Annotated in this window: 19 protein-coding genes; 8 read left to right on the forward strand and 11 right to left on the reverse strand. The window is 67.7% G+C overall.

The window, feature by feature from the left end; genetic code table 11:
• From LXN00_RS07520 to LXN00_RS07545, 6 genes are read right to left on the reverse strand one after another with little or no spacing between them, the layout of a single operon-like run.
• Window positions 1-1,197, reverse strand: coding sequence for an ABC transporter substrate-binding protein (locus LXN00_RS07520; RefSeq protein WP_234506966.1), 1,197 nt, complete (start codon window positions 1,195-1,197; stop codon window positions 1-3).
• A 23-nt stretch (window positions 1,198-1,220) separates the two neighbouring features.
• Window positions 1,221-2,381: an extracellular solute-binding protein gene (locus LXN00_RS07525; RefSeq protein WP_234506968.1), complete on the reverse strand. Its 1,161-nt coding sequence runs from the start codon at window positions 2,379-2,381 to the stop codon at window positions 1,221-1,223.
• A gap of 3 nt (window positions 2,382-2,384) precedes the next feature.
• Window positions 2,385-3,572 (reverse strand): ABC transporter substrate-binding protein, encoded by a 1,188-nt coding sequence (locus tag LXN00_RS07530; protein ID WP_071676951.1) that lies wholly within the window; start codon window positions 3,570-3,572, stop codon window positions 2,385-2,387.
• 9 nt (window positions 3,573-3,581) lie between these two features.
• Window positions 3,582-4,358 (reverse strand): PaaX family transcriptional regulator C-terminal domain-containing protein, encoded by a 777-nt coding sequence (locus LXN00_RS07535; RefSeq protein WP_071676950.1) that lies wholly within the window; start codon window positions 4,356-4,358, stop codon window positions 3,582-3,584.
• Window positions 4,358-6,337 (reverse strand): threonine--tRNA ligase, encoded by a 1,980-nt coding sequence (thrS, locus tag LXN00_RS07540; protein ID WP_234506970.1) that lies wholly within the window; start codon window positions 6,335-6,337, stop codon window positions 4,358-4,360. Before thrS ends, LXN00_RS07535 begins: the two co-directional genes overlap by 1 nt.
• Before the next feature lie 19 nt (window positions 6,338-6,356).
• Window positions 6,357-7,580 (reverse strand): MFS transporter, encoded by a 1,224-nt coding sequence (locus tag LXN00_RS07545; RefSeq protein WP_234506972.1) that lies wholly within the window; start codon window positions 7,578-7,580, stop codon window positions 6,357-6,359.
• Here LXN00_RS07545 and LXN00_RS07550 point away from each other — a divergent pair.
• Window positions 7,537-8,505: a hypothetical protein gene (locus tag LXN00_RS07550; protein ID WP_234506975.1), complete on the forward strand. Its 969-nt coding sequence runs from the start codon at window positions 7,537-7,539 to the stop codon at window positions 8,503-8,505. The two genes, LXN00_RS07545 and LXN00_RS07550, sit on opposite strands and share 44 nt — an antisense overlap.
• A gap of 37 nt (window positions 8,506-8,542) precedes the next feature.
• Window positions 8,543-8,995: a hypothetical protein gene (locus LXN00_RS07555; RefSeq protein ID WP_234506977.1), complete on the forward strand. Its 453-nt coding sequence runs from the start codon at window positions 8,543-8,545 to the stop codon at window positions 8,993-8,995.
• Here the strand turns inward: LXN00_RS07555 and LXN00_RS07560 are convergent.
• Both LXN00_RS07560 and LXN00_RS07565 read right to left on the reverse strand, forming a co-directional pair.
• Window positions 8,958-9,158 (reverse strand): hypothetical protein, encoded by a 201-nt coding sequence (locus LXN00_RS07560; protein WP_234506979.1) that lies wholly within the window; start codon window positions 9,156-9,158, stop codon window positions 8,958-8,960. The two genes, LXN00_RS07555 and LXN00_RS07560, sit on opposite strands and share 38 nt — an antisense overlap.
• Window positions 9,159-9,169: 11 nt before the next feature.
• Entirely contained in the window at window positions 9,170-9,793 is a 624-nt protein-coding gene (locus LXN00_RS07565; RefSeq protein ID WP_234506981.1) for a hypothetical protein, read from the reverse strand.
• Between the two features lie 23 nt (window positions 9,794-9,816).
• Here LXN00_RS07565 and LXN00_RS07570 point away from each other — a divergent pair, with 23 nt between their 5' ends.
• From LXN00_RS07570 to LXN00_RS07590, 5 genes are read left to right on the forward strand one after another with little or no spacing between them, the layout of a single operon-like run.
• Window positions 9,817-10,539 (forward strand): metallophosphoesterase family protein, encoded by a 723-nt coding sequence (locus tag LXN00_RS07570; RefSeq protein WP_234506984.1) that lies wholly within the window; start codon window positions 9,817-9,819, stop codon window positions 10,537-10,539.
• Window positions 10,506-11,315: a DNA polymerase III subunit delta' gene (locus LXN00_RS07575; RefSeq protein ID WP_234506985.1), complete on the forward strand. Its 810-nt coding sequence runs from the start codon at window positions 10,506-10,508 to the stop codon at window positions 11,313-11,315. Before LXN00_RS07570 ends, LXN00_RS07575 begins: the two co-directional genes overlap by 34 nt.
• Entirely contained in the window at window positions 11,312-12,079 is a 768-nt protein-coding gene (locus tag LXN00_RS07580; protein ID WP_234506987.1) for a PSP1 domain-containing protein, read from the forward strand. Before LXN00_RS07575 ends, LXN00_RS07580 begins: the two co-directional genes overlap by 4 nt.
• On the forward strand, window positions 12,076-12,612 hold the full coding sequence (locus tag LXN00_RS07585) for a flavin reductase family protein (protein WP_234506988.1): 537 nt from the start codon (window positions 12,076-12,078) through the stop codon (window positions 12,610-12,612). Before LXN00_RS07580 ends, LXN00_RS07585 begins: the two co-directional genes overlap by 4 nt.
• Complete coding sequence (locus tag LXN00_RS07590) at window positions 12,609-12,872, forward strand: hypothetical protein (protein WP_234506990.1); 264 nt, start codon at window positions 12,609-12,611, stop codon at window positions 12,870-12,872. Before LXN00_RS07585 ends, LXN00_RS07590 begins: the two co-directional genes overlap by 4 nt.
• On the opposite strand, the gene LXN00_RS07595 is transcribed toward LXN00_RS07590, so the two are convergent.
• Together LXN00_RS07595 and LXN00_RS07600 are read right to left on the reverse strand one after the other, a co-directional pair.
• Window positions 12,860-13,783 carry an ABC transporter permease gene (locus tag LXN00_RS07595; RefSeq protein ID WP_234506992.1) on the reverse strand — a complete coding sequence of 308 codons (924 nt, stop codon included), beginning with the start codon at window positions 13,781-13,783 and terminating at the stop codon, window positions 12,860-12,862. The genes LXN00_RS07590 and LXN00_RS07595 overlap by 13 nt on opposite strands.
• Window positions 13,780-15,600, reverse strand: a complete 1,821-nt coding sequence (locus LXN00_RS07600; RefSeq protein ID WP_234506994.1) for an ABC transporter permease — start codon at window positions 15,598-15,600, stop codon at window positions 13,780-13,782. The genes LXN00_RS07595 and LXN00_RS07600 overlap by 4 nt, the downstream gene beginning before the upstream one ends.
• 59 nt (window positions 15,601-15,659) lie before the next feature.
• On the opposite strand from LXN00_RS07600, the gene ubiE reads away from it, so the two are divergent.
• Complete coding sequence (gene ubiE / locus LXN00_RS07605; protein ID WP_326491132.1) at window positions 15,660-16,364, forward strand: bifunctional demethylmenaquinone methyltransferase/2-methoxy-6-polyprenyl-1,4-benzoquinol methylase UbiE; 705 nt, start codon at window positions 15,660-15,662, stop codon at window positions 16,362-16,364.
• Here the strand turns inward: ubiE and LXN00_RS07610 are convergent.
• Entirely contained in the window at window positions 16,361-16,813 is a 453-nt protein-coding gene (locus tag LXN00_RS07610) for an arsenate reductase ArsC (protein ID WP_234506997.1), read from the reverse strand. The two genes, ubiE and LXN00_RS07610, sit on opposite strands and share 4 nt — an antisense overlap.
• Window positions 16,814-16,824: the final 11 nt, after the last annotated feature.

The raw sequence follows: 16,824 nt of genomic DNA on the forward strand, positions 1-16,824 counted from the left end.
TTAGCGGAGGGCCTCCGCCTTGCGCTGCGCCTCCTCTAGGGCTTTTTGCGAGGGTACCCCGCCCTTTAGGCTTTTCTCCAGGGCCTCGGCGAGGAGGCTTGCCCAGGTGGAGAACTGGGGCAAGCGGGGCCTTTCCTGGGCGTAAGCGATCTGCTCAAAGGCCACCTTGCGGAAGGGGTTTTCCCGGTAAAAGCCTTCCAGGAGGGGGATGGCGGATTTGCGCACAGGAACGTAGTAGCTGGCCTCTACCCAGCGGGCCACGTTTTTGGGCTCCATGAGGTAGCGCCAAAACTCCAAAGCCCCCCGCACCTGGGCCTCCGAGGCGCCCCGCAGGACCACGAGCTGGGCTCCGCCCATGGGCACCTTCCCCTGGGACTCCCGGGGCACGGGGGCTACCCCCAGGGTGAAGGCGAAGGAGAAGTTTTCCGCCGCTGGCCAGTTGGCGATGGAGGCCATCACCATCATCCCCTTGGTGCGCACGAAGTCCAGCTGGGCAAAGGTGGCCTCGGCCATGCTGCGCACGGAGAGGACCCCGGCGCGGTTTAGGCGCCAAAGCATCTCCAGGGCGTCCAGGGCTTCAGGGGAGAGGAAGTTGGGCTTCCCGTCCTTGACCAAGCTCCCCCCGCGGCTCGTCACCATGGCCTCAAAGAGCCAGGCCTGGGGGTCGGTGACGAAGATGAAGCCCTTGGTCTGACGGGAGGTTAGGGCCTTGGCCACCGCCTCAAACTCCTTCCAGTCCTTGGGGGGTTTGAGCCCTTTGGCCCGGAAGGCATCCAGGTTGTAGAAGAGGACCGGCGTGGAGGTGTTTAGGGGAAGGCCGTAGCGCTTGCCCTCCACCACCCCGTAGTTCCAGGCGGGTTCAAAGAGGTCTTCTAGGAACGCCCGGTCCAGGCTTAGGTAGCCATCCAGGGCCAAGGCCCGCCCTTCCCCCACCAGGCGGGGGAAGAAGGAGATCTCCGCCTGGAAGAGGACGGGCTGGCTCCCCGTGCGCAGGGCGGCCACCAGCTTGGTTTCGGCGTCCTTGTAGTCCCCGGCGTACTGGGGGGTTACCCGGTACTGGGATTGGCGGGCGTTGAACTCCTGGGCGAAGGTGGAGAGGAGCCTGCCGGCGGGGCCGTCCATGGAGTGCCAGAAAGGGATCTCGCTTTGGGCCAGGGCCAGGCTCCACGTGAGGAAGAGAACCCCAATCCGGCGCATGGTCCTATGCTACCCCAACCGGTTCAGGGAATTTTCAGGGCCCGGGTTTGCGCCTCTTCCAGGGCTTTCTTGGCGGGCACCTGGCCCTTTAGGGCCCGCTCCAGGGCCTCCTCGAGGGGAGGTGCCCAGAGGAGCAAGGGGCTATCCTGGTGCCAGGGGGCAAGGCGCGCCTTCTGGCTTAGGAGGAGGCGGCCCACCTCTTCCTTCCCCCAGGCTTCCTGGGCCTTTAGGCTTAGGGGCAGGTAGTAAACGCCTTGGGCAAGGGTGAGCTGGCGCTGGGCTTCGGCCATGTGGCGGTAGAAGGCTTCTAGGCCACGCCTTTCCTCGGTGGAGGCGTGGCGTAGGGCCACGAGGACGGAGCCCGAGGCTGCCACTTTCCCCTGGGCCTCGAGGGGCAGGGGCGCAATGCCTATGGCGAAGGGGAGCTGGGTGCGGCTCTTCACCGCCGGTAGGAGCGAGGAAGGCCCCATGGCCAAAAAAGCTTTGGTTCGGAGAAAGTCGGCCCCGGCGCTGATGAGTTCCGTGGCGGAGCGCACCTGCAGGGCCCCTTCCCGGTGAATGCTTAGGAGGTACTCCAGGCTTTTTAAGGCACCTTCCCCATTCAGGGCCGGCCCTCCCCCTTGGCTTAGGGTACCTCCTTGGGCTAGGACCAAGCTGGCGAAACTATAGACGTCCGCCGAGAAAAGAAGCCCCTTGGCCGAGCGGGAGGAAAGCCGTTGGGCTGCGGTTTTGAGCTGGGCGAAGTCCTTGGGAGGGCTTAGGCGCCGGGCTTGGAGGGCGTCTTGATTGTAGAAGAGCACGGCAACGGAGATGCCTAAAGGGTATCCGTAAAGGCGCCCTTTCACCTCGCCCAAGCGCAGGAGGTCCGGGTCCAGGTCCGGGATCTGGGGGGCAGGGAGGGGTTGGAGCAGGCCCTCTTTTACCAGAACCGGCAAAAACCCGAGCTCCACCTGGGCCAGGGGTGGGGCCGTACCGTTGCGAAGGGCGGCGGCCAGGAGAACGCCCATCTCCCGGTAGTCCCCCACGAAGCGGGGCTCAATGCGGTAGCGGGACTGGGTTTGGTTGAAGCTCTGGGCCTCTCCCTCCAGAACCCCCCCTTCTCCCAAGGTGTGCCAAAGGGGTATGACCACCTGCGCCCTTGCCCACGCGGCCAAGACCAGAAGGAGGAGAAGCACCCGGACCATGGCCTATTTCCTCTCCACCGCCAGGGCCTTTCGTTGGGCCTCCTCGAGGGCCACCTGGGGCCTTACCCCTTGCTTGAGGCTCCTCTCCAGGGCCTCTTCCAGGTAGCCGTACCAGACCACGAGCTCCGGGTCCTGGCTCCAGGGCCGCCCCACCTCCGCCTGGGCGAAGACCGCTTGGCGCTCGGGGTCTTTCAGGAAGTCGGCGAGCTCCTTCTCCGCCTCTTTCCGCAGGGGCAGGTACCAGGTGGTGCGCACCCACGCCGCCTGGCGCTTGGGCTCGAGGAAGTGGAGCCAGAAGGCCACGGCGCCTTGCGCCTGCTCGGGGCTCGCCCCCTTGAGCACGGCCAAGGCGGCCCCGGAAAGGGGCACCGTCCCCCCCTCCCGTCGGGGCAAGGGGGCGAGGCCCACGGCGAAGGGGAGGGCGGTCTGGGCCTCCACCACGGGCAAGGCGGTGGTGGGTCCGATGCCCATGAAGGCTTTGGTGCGCAGGAAGTCGGCCACGGCGAACTGGGCCTCCGCCAGGTTGCGGGCCTGGGCGTGCCCCTTCTGCACCATGCGGTAAAGCATCTCCAAGGCCTCCACCACCTCCTTGGAGGTGAAGGCGGGAAGCCCGTCCCTCACCAGGCTTCCCCCTAGGCTCATGACGAGGGCGTTGAAGCTCCAGATGTCCGTGGAGACCACCAGGCCCTTGGCGGTGCGGCCCGTAAGCCGGGCGGCGGCCTCCTCCACCTCCTGCCAGGTCCTGGGGGGCCTAAGGCCCCGGGCGCGGAAGGCGTCCTTGTTGTAGTAGAGGGCGGGGACGGAAAGCCCCAGGGGAAGCCCAAAGGTCTTCCCCTTCACCTGCCCTGTCCGCAGCATCTCGGGGTAGAGGTCCTTGGGGAGGTCCTTCAGGTGGGCGTCCAGGGGGAGGGCCACCCCCTCTTGGGCGAGCCTGGGCAGGAAGGAAAGCTCCCCGTGGAAGAGGACCGGGGCCCCTCCCGAGCGCAGGGCGGCCAAAAGCTTCACCCCCGCCTCCCGGTAGTCCCCCACGTAGCGGGCCTCGAGGCGGTAGGCCTTTTGGCTTGCGTTGAAGCTTTGGATCGCCTCCTCCAAAACCCGGTTTCCCGGGGGGCCAGCGGTGTGCCAAAAGGGGATGCTCACCTGGGCCGAGGCCCAGGCCAAAAGGGTTAGGACGGCCAAAGGGCGCCTCATCCCCCAAGCTTACCCGCCTTGGGGTGAGAGGGCGGTGAGGGGAAGCTCTAGGCCCTCGAGGAAGGGAAGGGCTTTCCCGTAAAGGGCCTTCCGGGCCTCCAGGAACTGGCGGCGGGCTTCGGGCCCCACGAAGCCCGGGGGGAGAAGCTCAGGGGGCAGGAGGGGGTCCAGGAAAAGCACCTTGCGCATCTCGTGTACCAGGCGGGTGAGGGTGCGGAAGGCCTCCTCCGGCTCCTCGGGGGTTTCCAGGGGAAAGAGGGCCCGGTAATGGGCCTGGGCCCTTTCCAGGGGGAAGATGGCCTGGATCTCCTCCCGGGGCCCGAGGTGCTCCCCGGCGAAGAGGGTGGCGGGAAGCCGGTAGAAGGTGAGGAGCTCCCGGGTGGCCTCGAGGTCCACCCCCGCCCCCAGGTAAACCCCCGATTGCAGGCTCCCGTAGCCCAAAAGGGCCATCTCCCGGCGGAAGCGCTCCCTTTCCCCCCGGTCCTTTGGGCCCTCGGGCAACACCAAAAGAAAGCGCCCATCCCATGGGGGTCTTGGCCCGTAGAGGCGGCGGCGCACCTGCCGCACCTGCCAGTACACCCGGTCGGAAAGGGCGTAGTAGGCCGTGCGCCCCACCCGTTCAGGCCGCACCCAGCCCCGCTTGGCGCTTCGGGAAAGGGCGGCCCGCACCGCCGCCTCGGAAAAGCCCAGGGCCTCCATCATGGCCACGAGGTCCTTGACCCTGGCCCGGCGTTCCGGGTAGATGTACTCCAGGAAAAGGGTGAAAATGGTGGAGCGCGCCCGCATCAGAAAACGCTCTCTAGGCGTCTTTCCCGGTATTCCAGAAGGGCCTTTTCCAGGAAGGTGGCGAGGGGCATGGCCCCCAGGTTCCCCCGGTGGCGCCTCCTGACGCTCACCGTGCCCTCCGCCTTCTCCCTTTCCCCCACCACCAGGATGTAGGGCACCTTCTGCATCTCGGCGTCGCGGATCCTGGCCTGCATCCGCTCGCTCCTCAGGTCCGCCTCGGCCCGGAGGCCCATTTCCTTCAGTTTACAGGCCACCTCCTGGGCGTAGTCCTCCTGCTTTTCGGAAACCGGGATGACCACCACCTGCACCGGGGCAAGCCATAAGGGGAAGTCCCCGGCGAAGTGCTCAATGAGGATGCCGATGAAGCGCTCCAAGGAGCCAAAGGGGGCGCGGTGGATCATGACGGGGCGGTGCTCCTCGCCATCCGGCTCCACGTAGGCGAGGCCGAAGCGCTCGGGCAGGTTGTAGTCCACCTGGATGGTACCGAGCTGCCACTCCCGCCCCAGGGCGTCCTTGACCACGAAGTCCAGCTTGGGGCCGTAGAAGGCGGCGTCCCCCGCCTCCACGGTATAGTGAAGGCCCGCCTCCAGGGCCGCTTCCTCAATCTGCCTTTCCGCCAGGGCCCACTTGGCCTCGTCCCCCACGTACTTTTCGCTTCCAGCCTCCCTCACGCCGATGCGGGCCCGGTAGTCCCTAAGCCCCAAGGTGGCGAAGACCTTTAGGACCAGGTCCAAGACCCCCAAAAACTCCCCCTTCACCTGCTCGGGGGTGCAGAAGAGGTGGGCGTCGTCCTGGGTGAAGCCCCGCACCCGGGTGAGGCCCAAAAGCTCCCCCGCCTTCTCGTAGCGGTAGACGGTGCCAAACTCGGCGATCCTCAGGGGAAGCTCGCGGTAGGAGCGCTTTTTGTGGGCATAGATCCGGATGTGGTGGGGGCAGTTCATGGGCTTGAGGAGGTACTCCTCCTCCTCGCCCCGCTCCTTGAAGCTGATGGGGGGGAACTGGCTTTCGGCGTAGTAGGGGTAGTGGCCCGAGGTCTTGTAAAGCTCCAGGCTACCGATGTGGGGGGTGGTCACCAGCTGGTACCCCCGCTTGACCTGCTCCTCCCGCATGAAGGCGATGAGCTCTTCCCGGATGACATTCCCCTTGGGGAGCCAAAGCACGAGCCCCTTACCCACCATGGGGTCAATGAGGAAAAGCTCCAGCTCCCGCCCGATCCGGCGGTGGTCCCGCCGCTTGGCCTCCTCCAGCTGCCAGAGGTACTCCTTGAGCTCCTCGGCGGTGCGGAAGGCCACCCCGTAGACCCGTTGGAGCATGGGCCGCCGTTCGTCCCCTCGCCAGTAGGCCCCGGCCACGTGGGTGAGCTTGAAATGGGGGGGGATGCGCCCCGTGGAGGGCACGTGGGGCCCGCGGCAGAGGTCGGTGAAGCCGTAGGCCTCGTCCCCTTGCTGGTAGAAGCTGATCTCCTCCCCTTCGGGGATCTCCTGGATGAGCTCGGTCTTGTAGGGGTCCTTGCCCCGGTAGCGGGCCAGGGCCTCCTCCCGGGGGAGGACATAGCGGCGCAAGGGGAGGTCCTTTTGCAAAATGGCCCGCATCCTCTCCTCCAGGGCCGGAAGGTCCTCGTCCGAGAGGGGCTCGGGGGCGTCTATATCGTAGTAAAAGCCCTTCTCAATCACCGGCCCCACCCCAAGCCGCACGCTTTCCGGGTCGTAGCCCTTTTCCTGGAAGTGCTCCTTCACCGCCTGGGCCAGGACGTGGGCCAGGGTGTGGCGGAAAAGGGTCTGGTACTCGGGGTCCTTCTCCGTGAGGATGCGCACCCGGGCCCCTGGGGGGAGGGGCTTGAAGAGGTCGTAGAGCTCCCCGTCCACGATGGCCCCCACCGCCGCCTTGGCCAGGCCCGGGCCCACGGCCTTGGCCACGTCCAGGGCGGTGGCCCCTTCCGGGACCTCGAGGGCCTTCCCATCCGGCAGGTAGACCGTCATGAACCCCACTATACCCGGCCTAGCCCTCCTCCGGGAGCCGGCTTCCCAGCCCAAAGGCCAGGGCGTATAGGCCTGCCGCCAGGAGGAAGAGAATGGAAAAGCCCGCCCTATCCGCCACCCACCCCCCGAGGACCGTGGAAAAGGCGAAGACCCCGGCCACGGTGTTGCCTAGGCCGATGGAGGCGCTCCGTTCCTCGGGCGGGGCCAGGTTCAAGAGGTAGGTGGTGGTGGCAAGGTTTAGGGCGGCCAGGTAGGCCCCTTGCAGGAGGAAGACGAGGCCGAAGAAGGAGGGGGATAGGAGGAGGGCGAAAAGGGGCGCAAGGAAGCCCAGGGCCGCCCCGGTCCTCAAGACCCCCTTGGACCCCCTCTCCGCAAGCCTTGCCCAAAGGAGGTTGGAGAGGGTGAAGGAGAGGGCGTAGAGGGAGAGGTAAAGGCCAAGCTCCTCCCCCTGCCCGAGGGCCCGCACGGCGTAGACGGCGTAAAAGGGCTCGGCCATCCCGGCGAGGCCCAAAACCACCCGCACCCGGAGATAGCGGCGAAACCCGGGGCGAAGGAGGGGTGCTTTGAGGTCCAGCCGGGCCGTTCTGGGCGCTTCCACGGGCTCGTCCACCTGGCCGAAGAGGTGCCAGCCAAGCCCAAAGGAAAGGGCGCCTAGGCTAAAAAGGAGGGCGTAGGGCAAGGGGAAGGGTAGGGGAAGGGCCAGGATCTCCCGCACTAAAAACCCCGCCAGAAAGGCCAGAAGCCCCCCCACCAGGTTGCGGGCGGAGAAGAGGGCGGCCCGGCGTTCCGGGGGGATGGTCTTGGCCACCACCTCCCAGAAGGGGAGGCTGGAAACCCCGGTGAAGAGGGCGTTTAGGAGGAGGCCTAGGAGAAAACCAGCGAAAAGGAGCCCGGGCCAGGGCCCGAGGAGAAAGGCGGAAAAGGCCATGAGGACCACCCCCAAAAGCCTCAGGGCGGCCACCTTGCGGTAAAGGACGATCTTTTGGGGAAAGCGGGCCACGTAGGGGGCCAGGAAGGCCTGGGGCACCATCCCCCCCGCCTGCAAGAGGGCCGGGAGGAGGCCGATGAGGGCCCCCGGGGCCCCCAGCTTGGCGGCGAAACCGGAAAGGACGATGTTGGGGTTCAGGAAGGTGTCCCCGAGCCACACCAGCCAGCCGTTTACCACCGCCAGGCGGTAGTTCCGCTCCCGGAGGTCTAAGATGGGGAGGATGCTCCTTCTCCCTTCCCTCGGGCCCTTCCACATCCTGCACCCACGCTACAACGCGGCCACGGTTTTGGCCATGCTGGAGGAGGCACAACCCGAGGCCATTTACCTGGCTTCCCACTCGGAAGAAGCCTTGCGGGAGGGGGGGTGGCGGGAGGAAGATCCCCTCCTCTTCCACCTCCTCCCCTGGGCGGAGGAGAGGGGTATCCCCGTGGTGGCCCTGGACGCCGAGGCCCACCTTAAGGGGGAGGCCGAGGCCTTCCGGGAGGCCTTGGCCCAGCACCCCCTGGGGGCGCCCCACCTGGAGAGGATGCGGGCCTTTGACGAAGCCCTCTTGGACCTCCTGAAGACGCCCCTTTCCCCCGAGGTTTTGGGCAGCGAAGCCTTTCTCTCCCGCCTAAGGGAAACCTACCAGGGCTTCGCCCAAGCCTTTGGGGAAGGCCCAGCCACGGGCTTCCGCCGGCGGCGCATGGAAGGGGTGCGGGCGGCCTTGGCGGGAAGGGAAGGGGCGGTGGTGGCGGAGCTTTTGGACTACGCCCTGCTTTCGCAGGCCTTCCCCCAGGCCCTTCCCAAGGCGCACGTCCCCACGGAGAAGGAGCGGGAGCGGGCCCTGTTGGACCGGGCTTGGCAGCTCCGGGAGGAGGACGACTGGGGGGCGCTTTTGGAAGGGCTCTTCGCCATAGGGAGCCCGGAGGCCCTCTACCTGGCGGCCCAGATCTACCTGGCGGCGGGGGAGTGGCGGGAGGCCCTGGGCCTCATGGAGGAGGTCTTCCGCATGGACTTTCAGCACCCCGGTTACCTCCCCGGCTACGTCCTGGCCCGCTTTGGGCAGCTTCTGGACCTGGCGGGGGAGCGGGACAGGGCCCTAAGGGCCTACCGGGGGGTTTTGGCCCTTTCCTATGCCCCGGAGGAGGCCCGGGCCATCGCCTTGGCGGGGTTGCGGAGCCCTTTCCGCTTGCAGTAGGGCATTTGTCCTGGGCGCGGGGGCCTATCCTTAGGGCATGGAGGTGGAACTCCGCCGCGCCCGCCACGCCCTTTACCTAAGGCTGGCAGCGGTCCACGCCGGGCCCTTGGGACCGGCCCTCTTGGGGCACCCCGAGCTCGCTTTTCGCTACGCTGAGGCCTACGCCGCCTGTGGCGGGGCGGAGGGGCTTCCCTGCCAGGGGGTGGGGGGGGAGCCCCGGGTCTGCGTGGTGCGGCGGCTGGAGCACCTGGCCTATAGCGCCCTCAGGGGGGGCCAAAAGCGGCGGGAGCAAGAAAGGGCCTTGGTGGAAGGGCTTCTCCGCTGCGTGGCCCACCTGAAGCGGGAGTTCCCCCCGGAGTTCTTGCCGGTCCTCGAGGCCACCCAAAGCTATTTGGAAAAGGACCTAAGCTATCTCCGGGGGGAGAGACCCCCGGAAGCGTGGTTGGAGGAGGTCAGAGCAGGTGGTACGCCTTCCCCAGAAGGAGCATGAGGGCCACGGTGGCGGCGGACAGGATGATGAGGATCAGCATGAAGAGGATGAAGCGCAGGTCAAAGGTTTCGCCTTCCGTGGTGAGGACCCGAGGGTTCAAAATCAGGTAGAAAAGCAGGGTGACCAGGGCAACTCCCAGGGCGAAAAGGACGATATAGACCATACTTCCCTCCCTTACCAGAGGCGGAAGAGCGCCTCCAAGCTTGGCCTCAAGTTTACCAGGCCTACCCCGTAGGTGGGAACCCCCCACGTGCGCCCCACCTCGCCCCAGTACGGGCCCTCCGCGAGGGGCAGGTCCACGGGCAAGGGGGGGCTTTCCCAAGGCCCGTAAACCCGCACCTCCCGGTAGGTGAAGCCCGTAGGGGCCTCCACGTGGAGCGCAAGGGGAGGCTCTTCCGCCTCCAGGGGCCTCCAACCCGAGGGGGTTTCCTTGCCGCCGGGAAAGGCCAGGCCGAGGCCTTCCCCGGGGAAAAGGAGGAGGAGGCGGTCGGGCCGGAAGCGGTCCAGAAGGTGGGCCAGGGGGGCGCGGGTGGGCCCCGTGAGGGGAAGCCCCTCCTGGGTGGGGGATAGGGGGGAGGGGTCCAGGGCGAGGAGGATGCGGCCGCGGAAGGCGAGGCCATTGAGGGCCTGGAGCACGGGAAGGGCCTCCGCGTAGGGGGCGTGGAGAAGGGTGGTGCTCCCGCCCCGGCCTCCCTCCAGGTAGGCGTAGAGGGTGCCGAACTCGTCCAGGCCCGCCCTAAGGTGGGCCGAGAGGACCTCGAGGTCCAAGGATAGCCGCTCCAGCAGGCCGGAAGCCATGCCCTCATGGTATCCTAAGCCCCGTGCGCTACCTGGTCCTCTCGGACATCCACGGGAACTGGCCCGCCCTGGAGGCTGTTTTGCAGGCGGCCCCCCCCTTTGACCGGGTGCTCTTCTTGGGGGATGCGGTGGGCTACTATCCCGACGGGGACCGGGTCCTGGACTGGCTTAAGGAGGTGGATGCCCTCTGCGTTTTGGGCAACCACGATGCCTGGCTCCTCGCCCTCAACCAGCTTCCCGTGGAGGGGGCGGTGATGGAGATCCTGGCCTGGCAGCGGGAACGGCTATCGGAGGCGCACCTGCGCTTTCTCGCTTCCTGGCCCTGGCAGCGGGAGGTGGAGGGGACGCTCCTCGTCCACGGTAGCCCCTGCGACCCCCTGGAATACCTGGACGAGCTGGAGCTCGCCCGGGAGGGCTTCCGCTGCACCGAGGCCCGCCTGGCCTTCCACGGCCACACCCACCTGGCCGGGGCCTTTTTGGAGCTTTCGGGGCCGCGTCCCTGGGTGCGCTACCAGGGTTTCGCCCAAGGGGGGGAGCTCCTTCTGCCCCCCACGGTGCGGGCCTTGGTCAACCCCGGCTCCGTGGGCCAGCCCCGCGACCGGGTGCCGGGAGCGGCCTTCGCCCTGTGGGAGGGGGACCGGGTGGAGTTCTTCCGCGTGGCCTACCCCTTGGAGCGGGTGGCCGAGCGCCTTAGGGAGGAGGGGTTTCCCGAGTGGCTCTACGCGCGCCTCACCCGGGGGGAATAATCGGCCACGAGGGCGTCCTGGCCCTCCTGCCCCGCCTTGCGGCCCACACCCTTCTCTTCTCCGGCCCAGAAGGGGTGGGAAGGCGGACCGTGGCCCGCTGGTACGCCCTGGGCCTCAACCGGGGTTTTCCCCCGCCCCCCCTGGCGGAGCACCCCGACCTTTTGGAGATCGGGCCCAAGGAGCGGGGCCTGAGGGGGGAGAAGGAGGTGCGGTTGGAGGAGGTGGAGCCCCTTTTCGCCTGGTTCGCCACCCACCCCCGGGAACGGGTGAAGGTGGCCATCCTGGACGCCGCCCACCTCCTCACGGAGGCGGCGGCCAACGCCCTTTTGAAGCTCCTGGAGGAGCCCCCTTCCTATGGGCGCCTCGTCCTCATCGCCCCCAGCCGGGACACCCTCCTCCCCACCCTGGCCAGCCGGGCCTTGGAGGTGCCCTTTGGCCCCGTGCCCGAGGAGAGGCTCCGCCGCCTCACGGAAGACCCCGAGCTCTTGGCCTACGCCGCTGGGGCCCCAGGCCGGCTTCTCAAGGCCCTGGCTGAGCCGGAGGCCCATAGGGCCCGGATGCAACGGGCCCGAGAGGCCCTTAAGGCGCCGCCTTTGGCCCGGCTTGGGCTTTTGAAGGAGCTCCTCTCGGAAGAAGAGGGGTTTTTCGCCCTCCATGCCCTCCTCCGGGAGAACCCCAGGGCCCTTTTGGCCCTGGAGTCCGCCCGCGAGGCCCTGGAGGGCTACGTGAACCCGGACCTGGTCCTGGCCCGCTTGGCCTTAGACTTAGAAACATGACCGTGGGCGTCCGCTTCCGCACCCCCCCTCTCCGCTACTTCGCCTTCCGGGGGGAGCCCCCGCCCCTGGAGGCCTACGTGGTGGTGCGCACCAATAGGGGCCTCGAGGTGGGCAAGGTGCGCACCCCCCCGAGGAAGGCCCGGGAAGAGGGGGAGGTGGTGCGCCTCGCCACCAAGGAGGACCTGGACAAGGCGGCGCGCCTTCGGGCCAAGGCGGAGGAGGTGGCCTTTTACCTCCGGGCCCGCCTCAAGGAGGAAGGGGTGGCGGCTAAGGTCCTGGGGTGCGACTTCACCCTAGACGGCCGCCATCTCCTCGTCCACTACGCCGCAGCGGAGCGGGTGAACCTGCGCCGCTTTACCCGGGAGCTCGCCGGGCGCTACGACGTCCGGGTGGAGTTCCTGGCGGAAGGCCCTAGGGAGGAGGCCCAGTACCTGGGGGCCCTCGGGGCCTGTGGCATGGAGTCCTGTTGCTCCACCTGGCTTCAGGGCTTCGCCCAGGTTTCCATCAAGCTCGCCCGGGACCAACAGCTTCCCCTTTCCCCGGAGAAGATCTCGGGGCCTTGCGGGAGGCTCCTTTGCTGCTTGGCCTACGAGCACCCCGTGTACCAGGAGCTCCTCGCCGAGCTTCCCAAGAAAAACGCCCGGGTCTGCACCAAGGCGGGGGTCTGCGGCAAGGTGCAGAAGGTGAACCCCCTGAAGGGCACGGTGGAGCTCTTGCTGGAAGAGGGGAAGAGCCTGGAGGTGGCCAAGGAGGACCTGGCATGAAGGCCTACCCCGTGGAAGGCCCCTTGCCCGCCTTCTACCACTACTACCCCGGCGTCCCCGCCGTGGTGGGGGTGCGGCTCGGGGAGAGGGTGAACTTCTGCCCCGCCGTGTGGAACACGGGCCTCTCCGCCGACCCGCCCCTCTTCGGGGTCGCCTTAAGCCCCAAGCGCTTCACCCATGGCCTCCTCCTTCAGGCCCGGCGCTTTTCCGCAAGCTTCCACCCCTACACCCAGGCCGCCTTGGTGCAATGGCTCGGGAGCGTGTCCGGCCGGGAAGTGGATAAGGGCGAGGCCCCCCACTTCCTGGGCCAGACCGGGGTGCCCATCCTGGAAGGGGCCTACGCTGCCTACGAGCTTTCGCTTTTAGAGGTCCACCCCTTCGGCGACCACGACCTTTTCGTGGGAAAGGTGGTGGCGGTGTGGGAGGAAGAGGCCCTTTTGGACGAAAGGAAGCGGCCTAAGCCCGGCCTTTCCCTCCTCTACTACGGCAAGGGGCTTTACGGCCGCCCCAGCGAGGAGGCCTTCACCCCTTGACCCAGGCCCAGGCCTTCGCGCAAAAGGTGCGCCGCCTGGCCCTGAACCGCCAGGCCACGGAGGCCCAGATCTTCCTGGAGGAGGGCTTCCTCTACCTCCGGGCCGATGGCTTCGCCCGCTTCGCCCAAGGCGAGGGGGCGGAGGCCCTTTTGGGCTTCGCCCTGACGGGGAAGGGGGTAGAGCTCCGCTTCGCCGACGGGAGCGCCCTTTCCCTCGCCTACCGGTTTGGGCGGCTTCGGAAGCGGGCCTACTTCTCGTAAGGCTTGCCCACCGAGGCCGGCGGGCGGCTTTTGCCGATGAAGCCCGCCAGGACCAGCACCGTGACCACGTAGGGGAAGGCCTGGACCAAGACGGCGGGGAGGATCTCCGTGCCCTGGAGCTGGATGGCCAGGGCGGAGGCGAAGCCAAAGAGGAGGGTGGAGAAGAGGATGCCCACGGGGTGCCACTTGCCGAAGATCATGGCCGCCAGGGCGATGAAGCCCATCCCCGCCGACATCCCCCGCACGAACTGGTTGAGGAAGCCGATGGCCAGGTAGGCCCCCGCAAGCCCCGCCAAGACCCCGGAGACCACCACCCCGATGTAGCGCATGCGGTACACGTTCACCCCCAGGGTGTCCGCGGCCTCGGGGTGCTCCCCCACGGCCCGGAGGCGTAGGCCAAAGGGGGTCTTGAAGAGGACCCACCAGGCCAAGGGCACCAGGAGGAAGGCCAGGTAGACCAAGGGGGAGAGGGCGAAGCCCTCGGGGCCCAGGAGGGGGAGGCGGTTTTGTACCTCCTTGGAGCTCGTGGCGTTGCCGTAGAAGTAGGTGAGGACCAGGCTCGGGGCCCCCGCCGCCAGGAGGTTGATGGCGGTGCCGCTGATGATCTGGTCCGCCCGGTAGCGGATGGAAACCACCCCGTGCACCAGGGCCACGAGCCCCCCCACGGCCATGGCGGCCAGAACCCCTACCCAGGGAAGCCAGGGGTGGGGCCCCGGGCCCAGGGCGGCCTCCAACCGCTCCACCACCACCGCCGCCGTGAGGGCCCCGAAGAGGATGATGCCCTCGAGGGCGATGTTCACCACCCCGCTCCGCTCGGAGAACATCCCCCCCAAGGCGGTGAAGAGGAGGGGGGTGGTTTGGCGCAGGGTGGAGAGGAGGAGGGCGGTGAGGAAGGCGGCGTCCAGGTTCACGCTTCCACCTCCTTCCTTTTGGCCTCTTCCCGGAGCTCCACCTCCGCCGCCCTCAGGGGATCGGTGAAGTAGCGGGGCAAAAAGCCCCCGGCGGCGATGAAGAGGACGATGAGGGCCTGCAACACGGACACCAGTTCCCGGCTGATGCCAAGCTGCAGGTTCACCTGAAGCCCCCCGGTGAGCAGGATGCCGAAAAGCCAGGCGGCAAGCCCCACCCCTAGGGGGGTGTTCTGGCCCATGAGGGCCACGGCGATGCCGTCAAACCCCACGGAGTAGGGGAGGGACTGCTTCAGGCGGTACTCGTCAATCCCCCCGCCCAGCACGTAGTGGGTGGCGGCAAGCCCCGCCAAGGCTCCTGCCAGGAACATGACGAGGACCATCTTCCTTCCCGCCAACACCCCCCCGTACTCCGCCGCCTTGGGGGCGAGGCCCAGGGCGCGAAGCTCATACCCTCCCACGGTGCGGAAGACGTAGAAGTGGAAGAAGAGGAGGGCCAAGAGGGCGAGGAGGAAGGCCCCGTTGAGCCGCACCGAGGTGAGGTCGGGGCCGAAGGCCACCTGCGGCCCGGGGAGAAGCCCCCCAAGGAGGTACCCCGCCACCCCCAGGAGGAGGGCGGAAAGCACCCGGTGGCCCAGGCTTTTCCGCACCAGCACGTAACCCAAAAGGCCGAGGAGAAGGGCCAAGGGCAGGGCGAAGGAGAGCTCCCCCCCCGGGGCCACCAACTCGGTCCAATGGGGGATGCGGGCCTCGGGGCGGATCTCGTAGCTCCTGGCCTCGTAGCCCGGGTATTTGAAGGGCAGATAGAGGGTCTGGCCGAAGAACTTGTACTCGTTGGCGGAGATGAGGAAGAGGAAGAGGCTTGCGGCGATGTAGTTCAGCATGATGGTGTTGATGACCTCGTGGGCGCCGAAGCGAGCCTTGAGCCAGCCCGGCAAAGCCCCCCAAAGCCCCCCGGCGAGGGCGGCGGCCAAGATGGCCAGGGGCAGGACGAGCCACCGGGGCCCCGGCAGGTACACCCCCACCAGCATGGCGGCGATGGCCCCCAGGATGAGTTGCCCCGGGGCCCCGATGTTGAAGAGCCCCCCCCGGAAGCCCAGGGCCACGGAGAGGCCGGTGAAGACGAGGGGGGTGGCCAGGAGGAGGCTTTGCAAAAAGCCGGAGGGGTTCACCAGGGGGCTATAGAGGAGCTGGTAGGTGTAGGTGATGAGGTCCAGCTTGAGCAGGAGGGCTTCCCTTAAGGAGCCCGCTTCTCCAGGGCTTTCCTTGAGCACCGCCACCATGACCCCGCCCAGGAGGGAGGCGAGGAGCAGGGAGAAAAGGGGCACCACCAGCCCCCGCCGGCGCACCAGGAAGGCGAGCCCTCCCGGGGAGAAGGTGCGGGCGAGGAGGAGGAGGTAAAGGCTATAGGCCAAGGTGGCGTAGCTCCCTAGGCCCAGGCTATAGCGGCGCAGGGGTCTTTCCGCCAGGCGGTTCGCCTCGGCCACGCTCCCTTGGAAGAGGAGGTAGGTGAGGAGGAAAAGCCCAAGCCCCAAGGCCCCCGCCAGGTAGAGCCCCTTGGGCCCCGCCTTGGTCCAGGGGAGGAGGAGCGTGAGGCCGAGCCAGGCCAGGGCCAGGTAAAAGACGGGGTAAAGCCAAAGGTCCCGGTAACCCTGGGGCAGGGTCCCTTGGGGCAGGTGGTGGCCGAAGGGGTTTAGGAGGATGCCTTCGCCGCCGAAGAGGCGGTGGGGTACGGCCCAAGGGGCCAGGTACCAAAGGAGGAGGGTGAAGACCCCTCCCAGGAGGACCAGGACCCCTAGGCGCTTCCGGTCCGTCAACACGCCCACGATTGTACCCCACCCGCCTGGGCGGAAGGTCCTTGGGATGCTAGACTTCCCTCGTGGCGGCCTTGCCCGAGGAGAAAGCCAAGCGGGTGCGGCGGATGTTTTCGGAGATCGCCCCCCGCTACGACCTCCTGAACCGGCTCCTTTCCCTGGGGGCGGACGTGCGCTGGCGGAGGCGGGCCGTGGCCCTGGCCCTGGAGAAGCGTCCCCGGCGCATCCTGGACCTGGCCACGGGCACGGGGGACCTGGCCCTCCTCCTGAAGGCCCAGGCCCCCGGGGTGGAGGTGGTGGGGGCGGACTTCGCCCCTCCCATGCTGGAGATTGCCCGGAAAAAGGCGCAGGGGCGGGGCCTCGAGGTGCGCTTCCTCGAGGCGGACGCCTTGGCCCTTCCCTTCCCCGAAGGCCATTTTGACGCCGTCACCATCGCCTTCGGCTTCCGCAACTTCGCCGACTACCGGAAAGCGCTCGCCGAAATCCACCGGGTCCTGGCCCCAGGGGGAAGGCTCGTCCTCTTGGAGTTCCCCCCGCCCCCCAAGGGGGCCTTTGGCCTCGTCTACCGCCTTTACTTCCAGAAGGCCCTCCCCTTCCTCGGGGGGCTCATCTCGGGGCACTTTGGGGCCTACCGCTACCTTCCGGAAAGCGTGGAGGCCTTCCCGCCCCCACAGGCCCTGAAGGCCCTGATGGAGGAGGCGGGGTTTGGGGTGCGCTACGAGCTCCTCACCTTCGGGGTGGCGGCCATCCACGTGGGCGACAAGCCCTAAAGCCCCGCCGCCCGCCTCAGGTCCTCGTCGCTCGGGATTTCCCCCTCCTTGAGCTTTCCCACCAGGAAGCGGGCCATCCGGCCCAGGGCGTCCCGCACCCGGCGCCACTCCTCCAGGGGTTTTCCCGTGGGGTCTTGGAAGGACACGTGGCGCTTTGCCGTGGGGGCGGGGTAGGCGGGGCAGGCCTCCTGGGCCTGGTCGCACACGGTGAGGACCAGGCCGAAGTTCCAGGGGTCCGGCACTTCCCAGAGGGTCTTGGAACGGTGGCCGGAGAGGTCCAGCCCCACCTCCGCCATGACCCGTTTGGCCTCCTCCTTCACGAAGGCCTTCTCCGTGCCGGCGGAGTGGACCTCGAGGTCCACCCCAAGCTCCCGGGCGTAATGGCGTAGCCACGCCTCCGCCATCTGGCTCCGGGCGGAGTTGTGGGTGCAAAGGACCAGGACCCGCATCCCTCTAAGCC

It is taken from the genome of Thermus brockianus, assembly GCF_021462505.1.
Lineage (GTDB): Bacteria > Deinococcota > Deinococci > Deinococcales > Thermaceae > Thermus > Thermus hydrothermalis.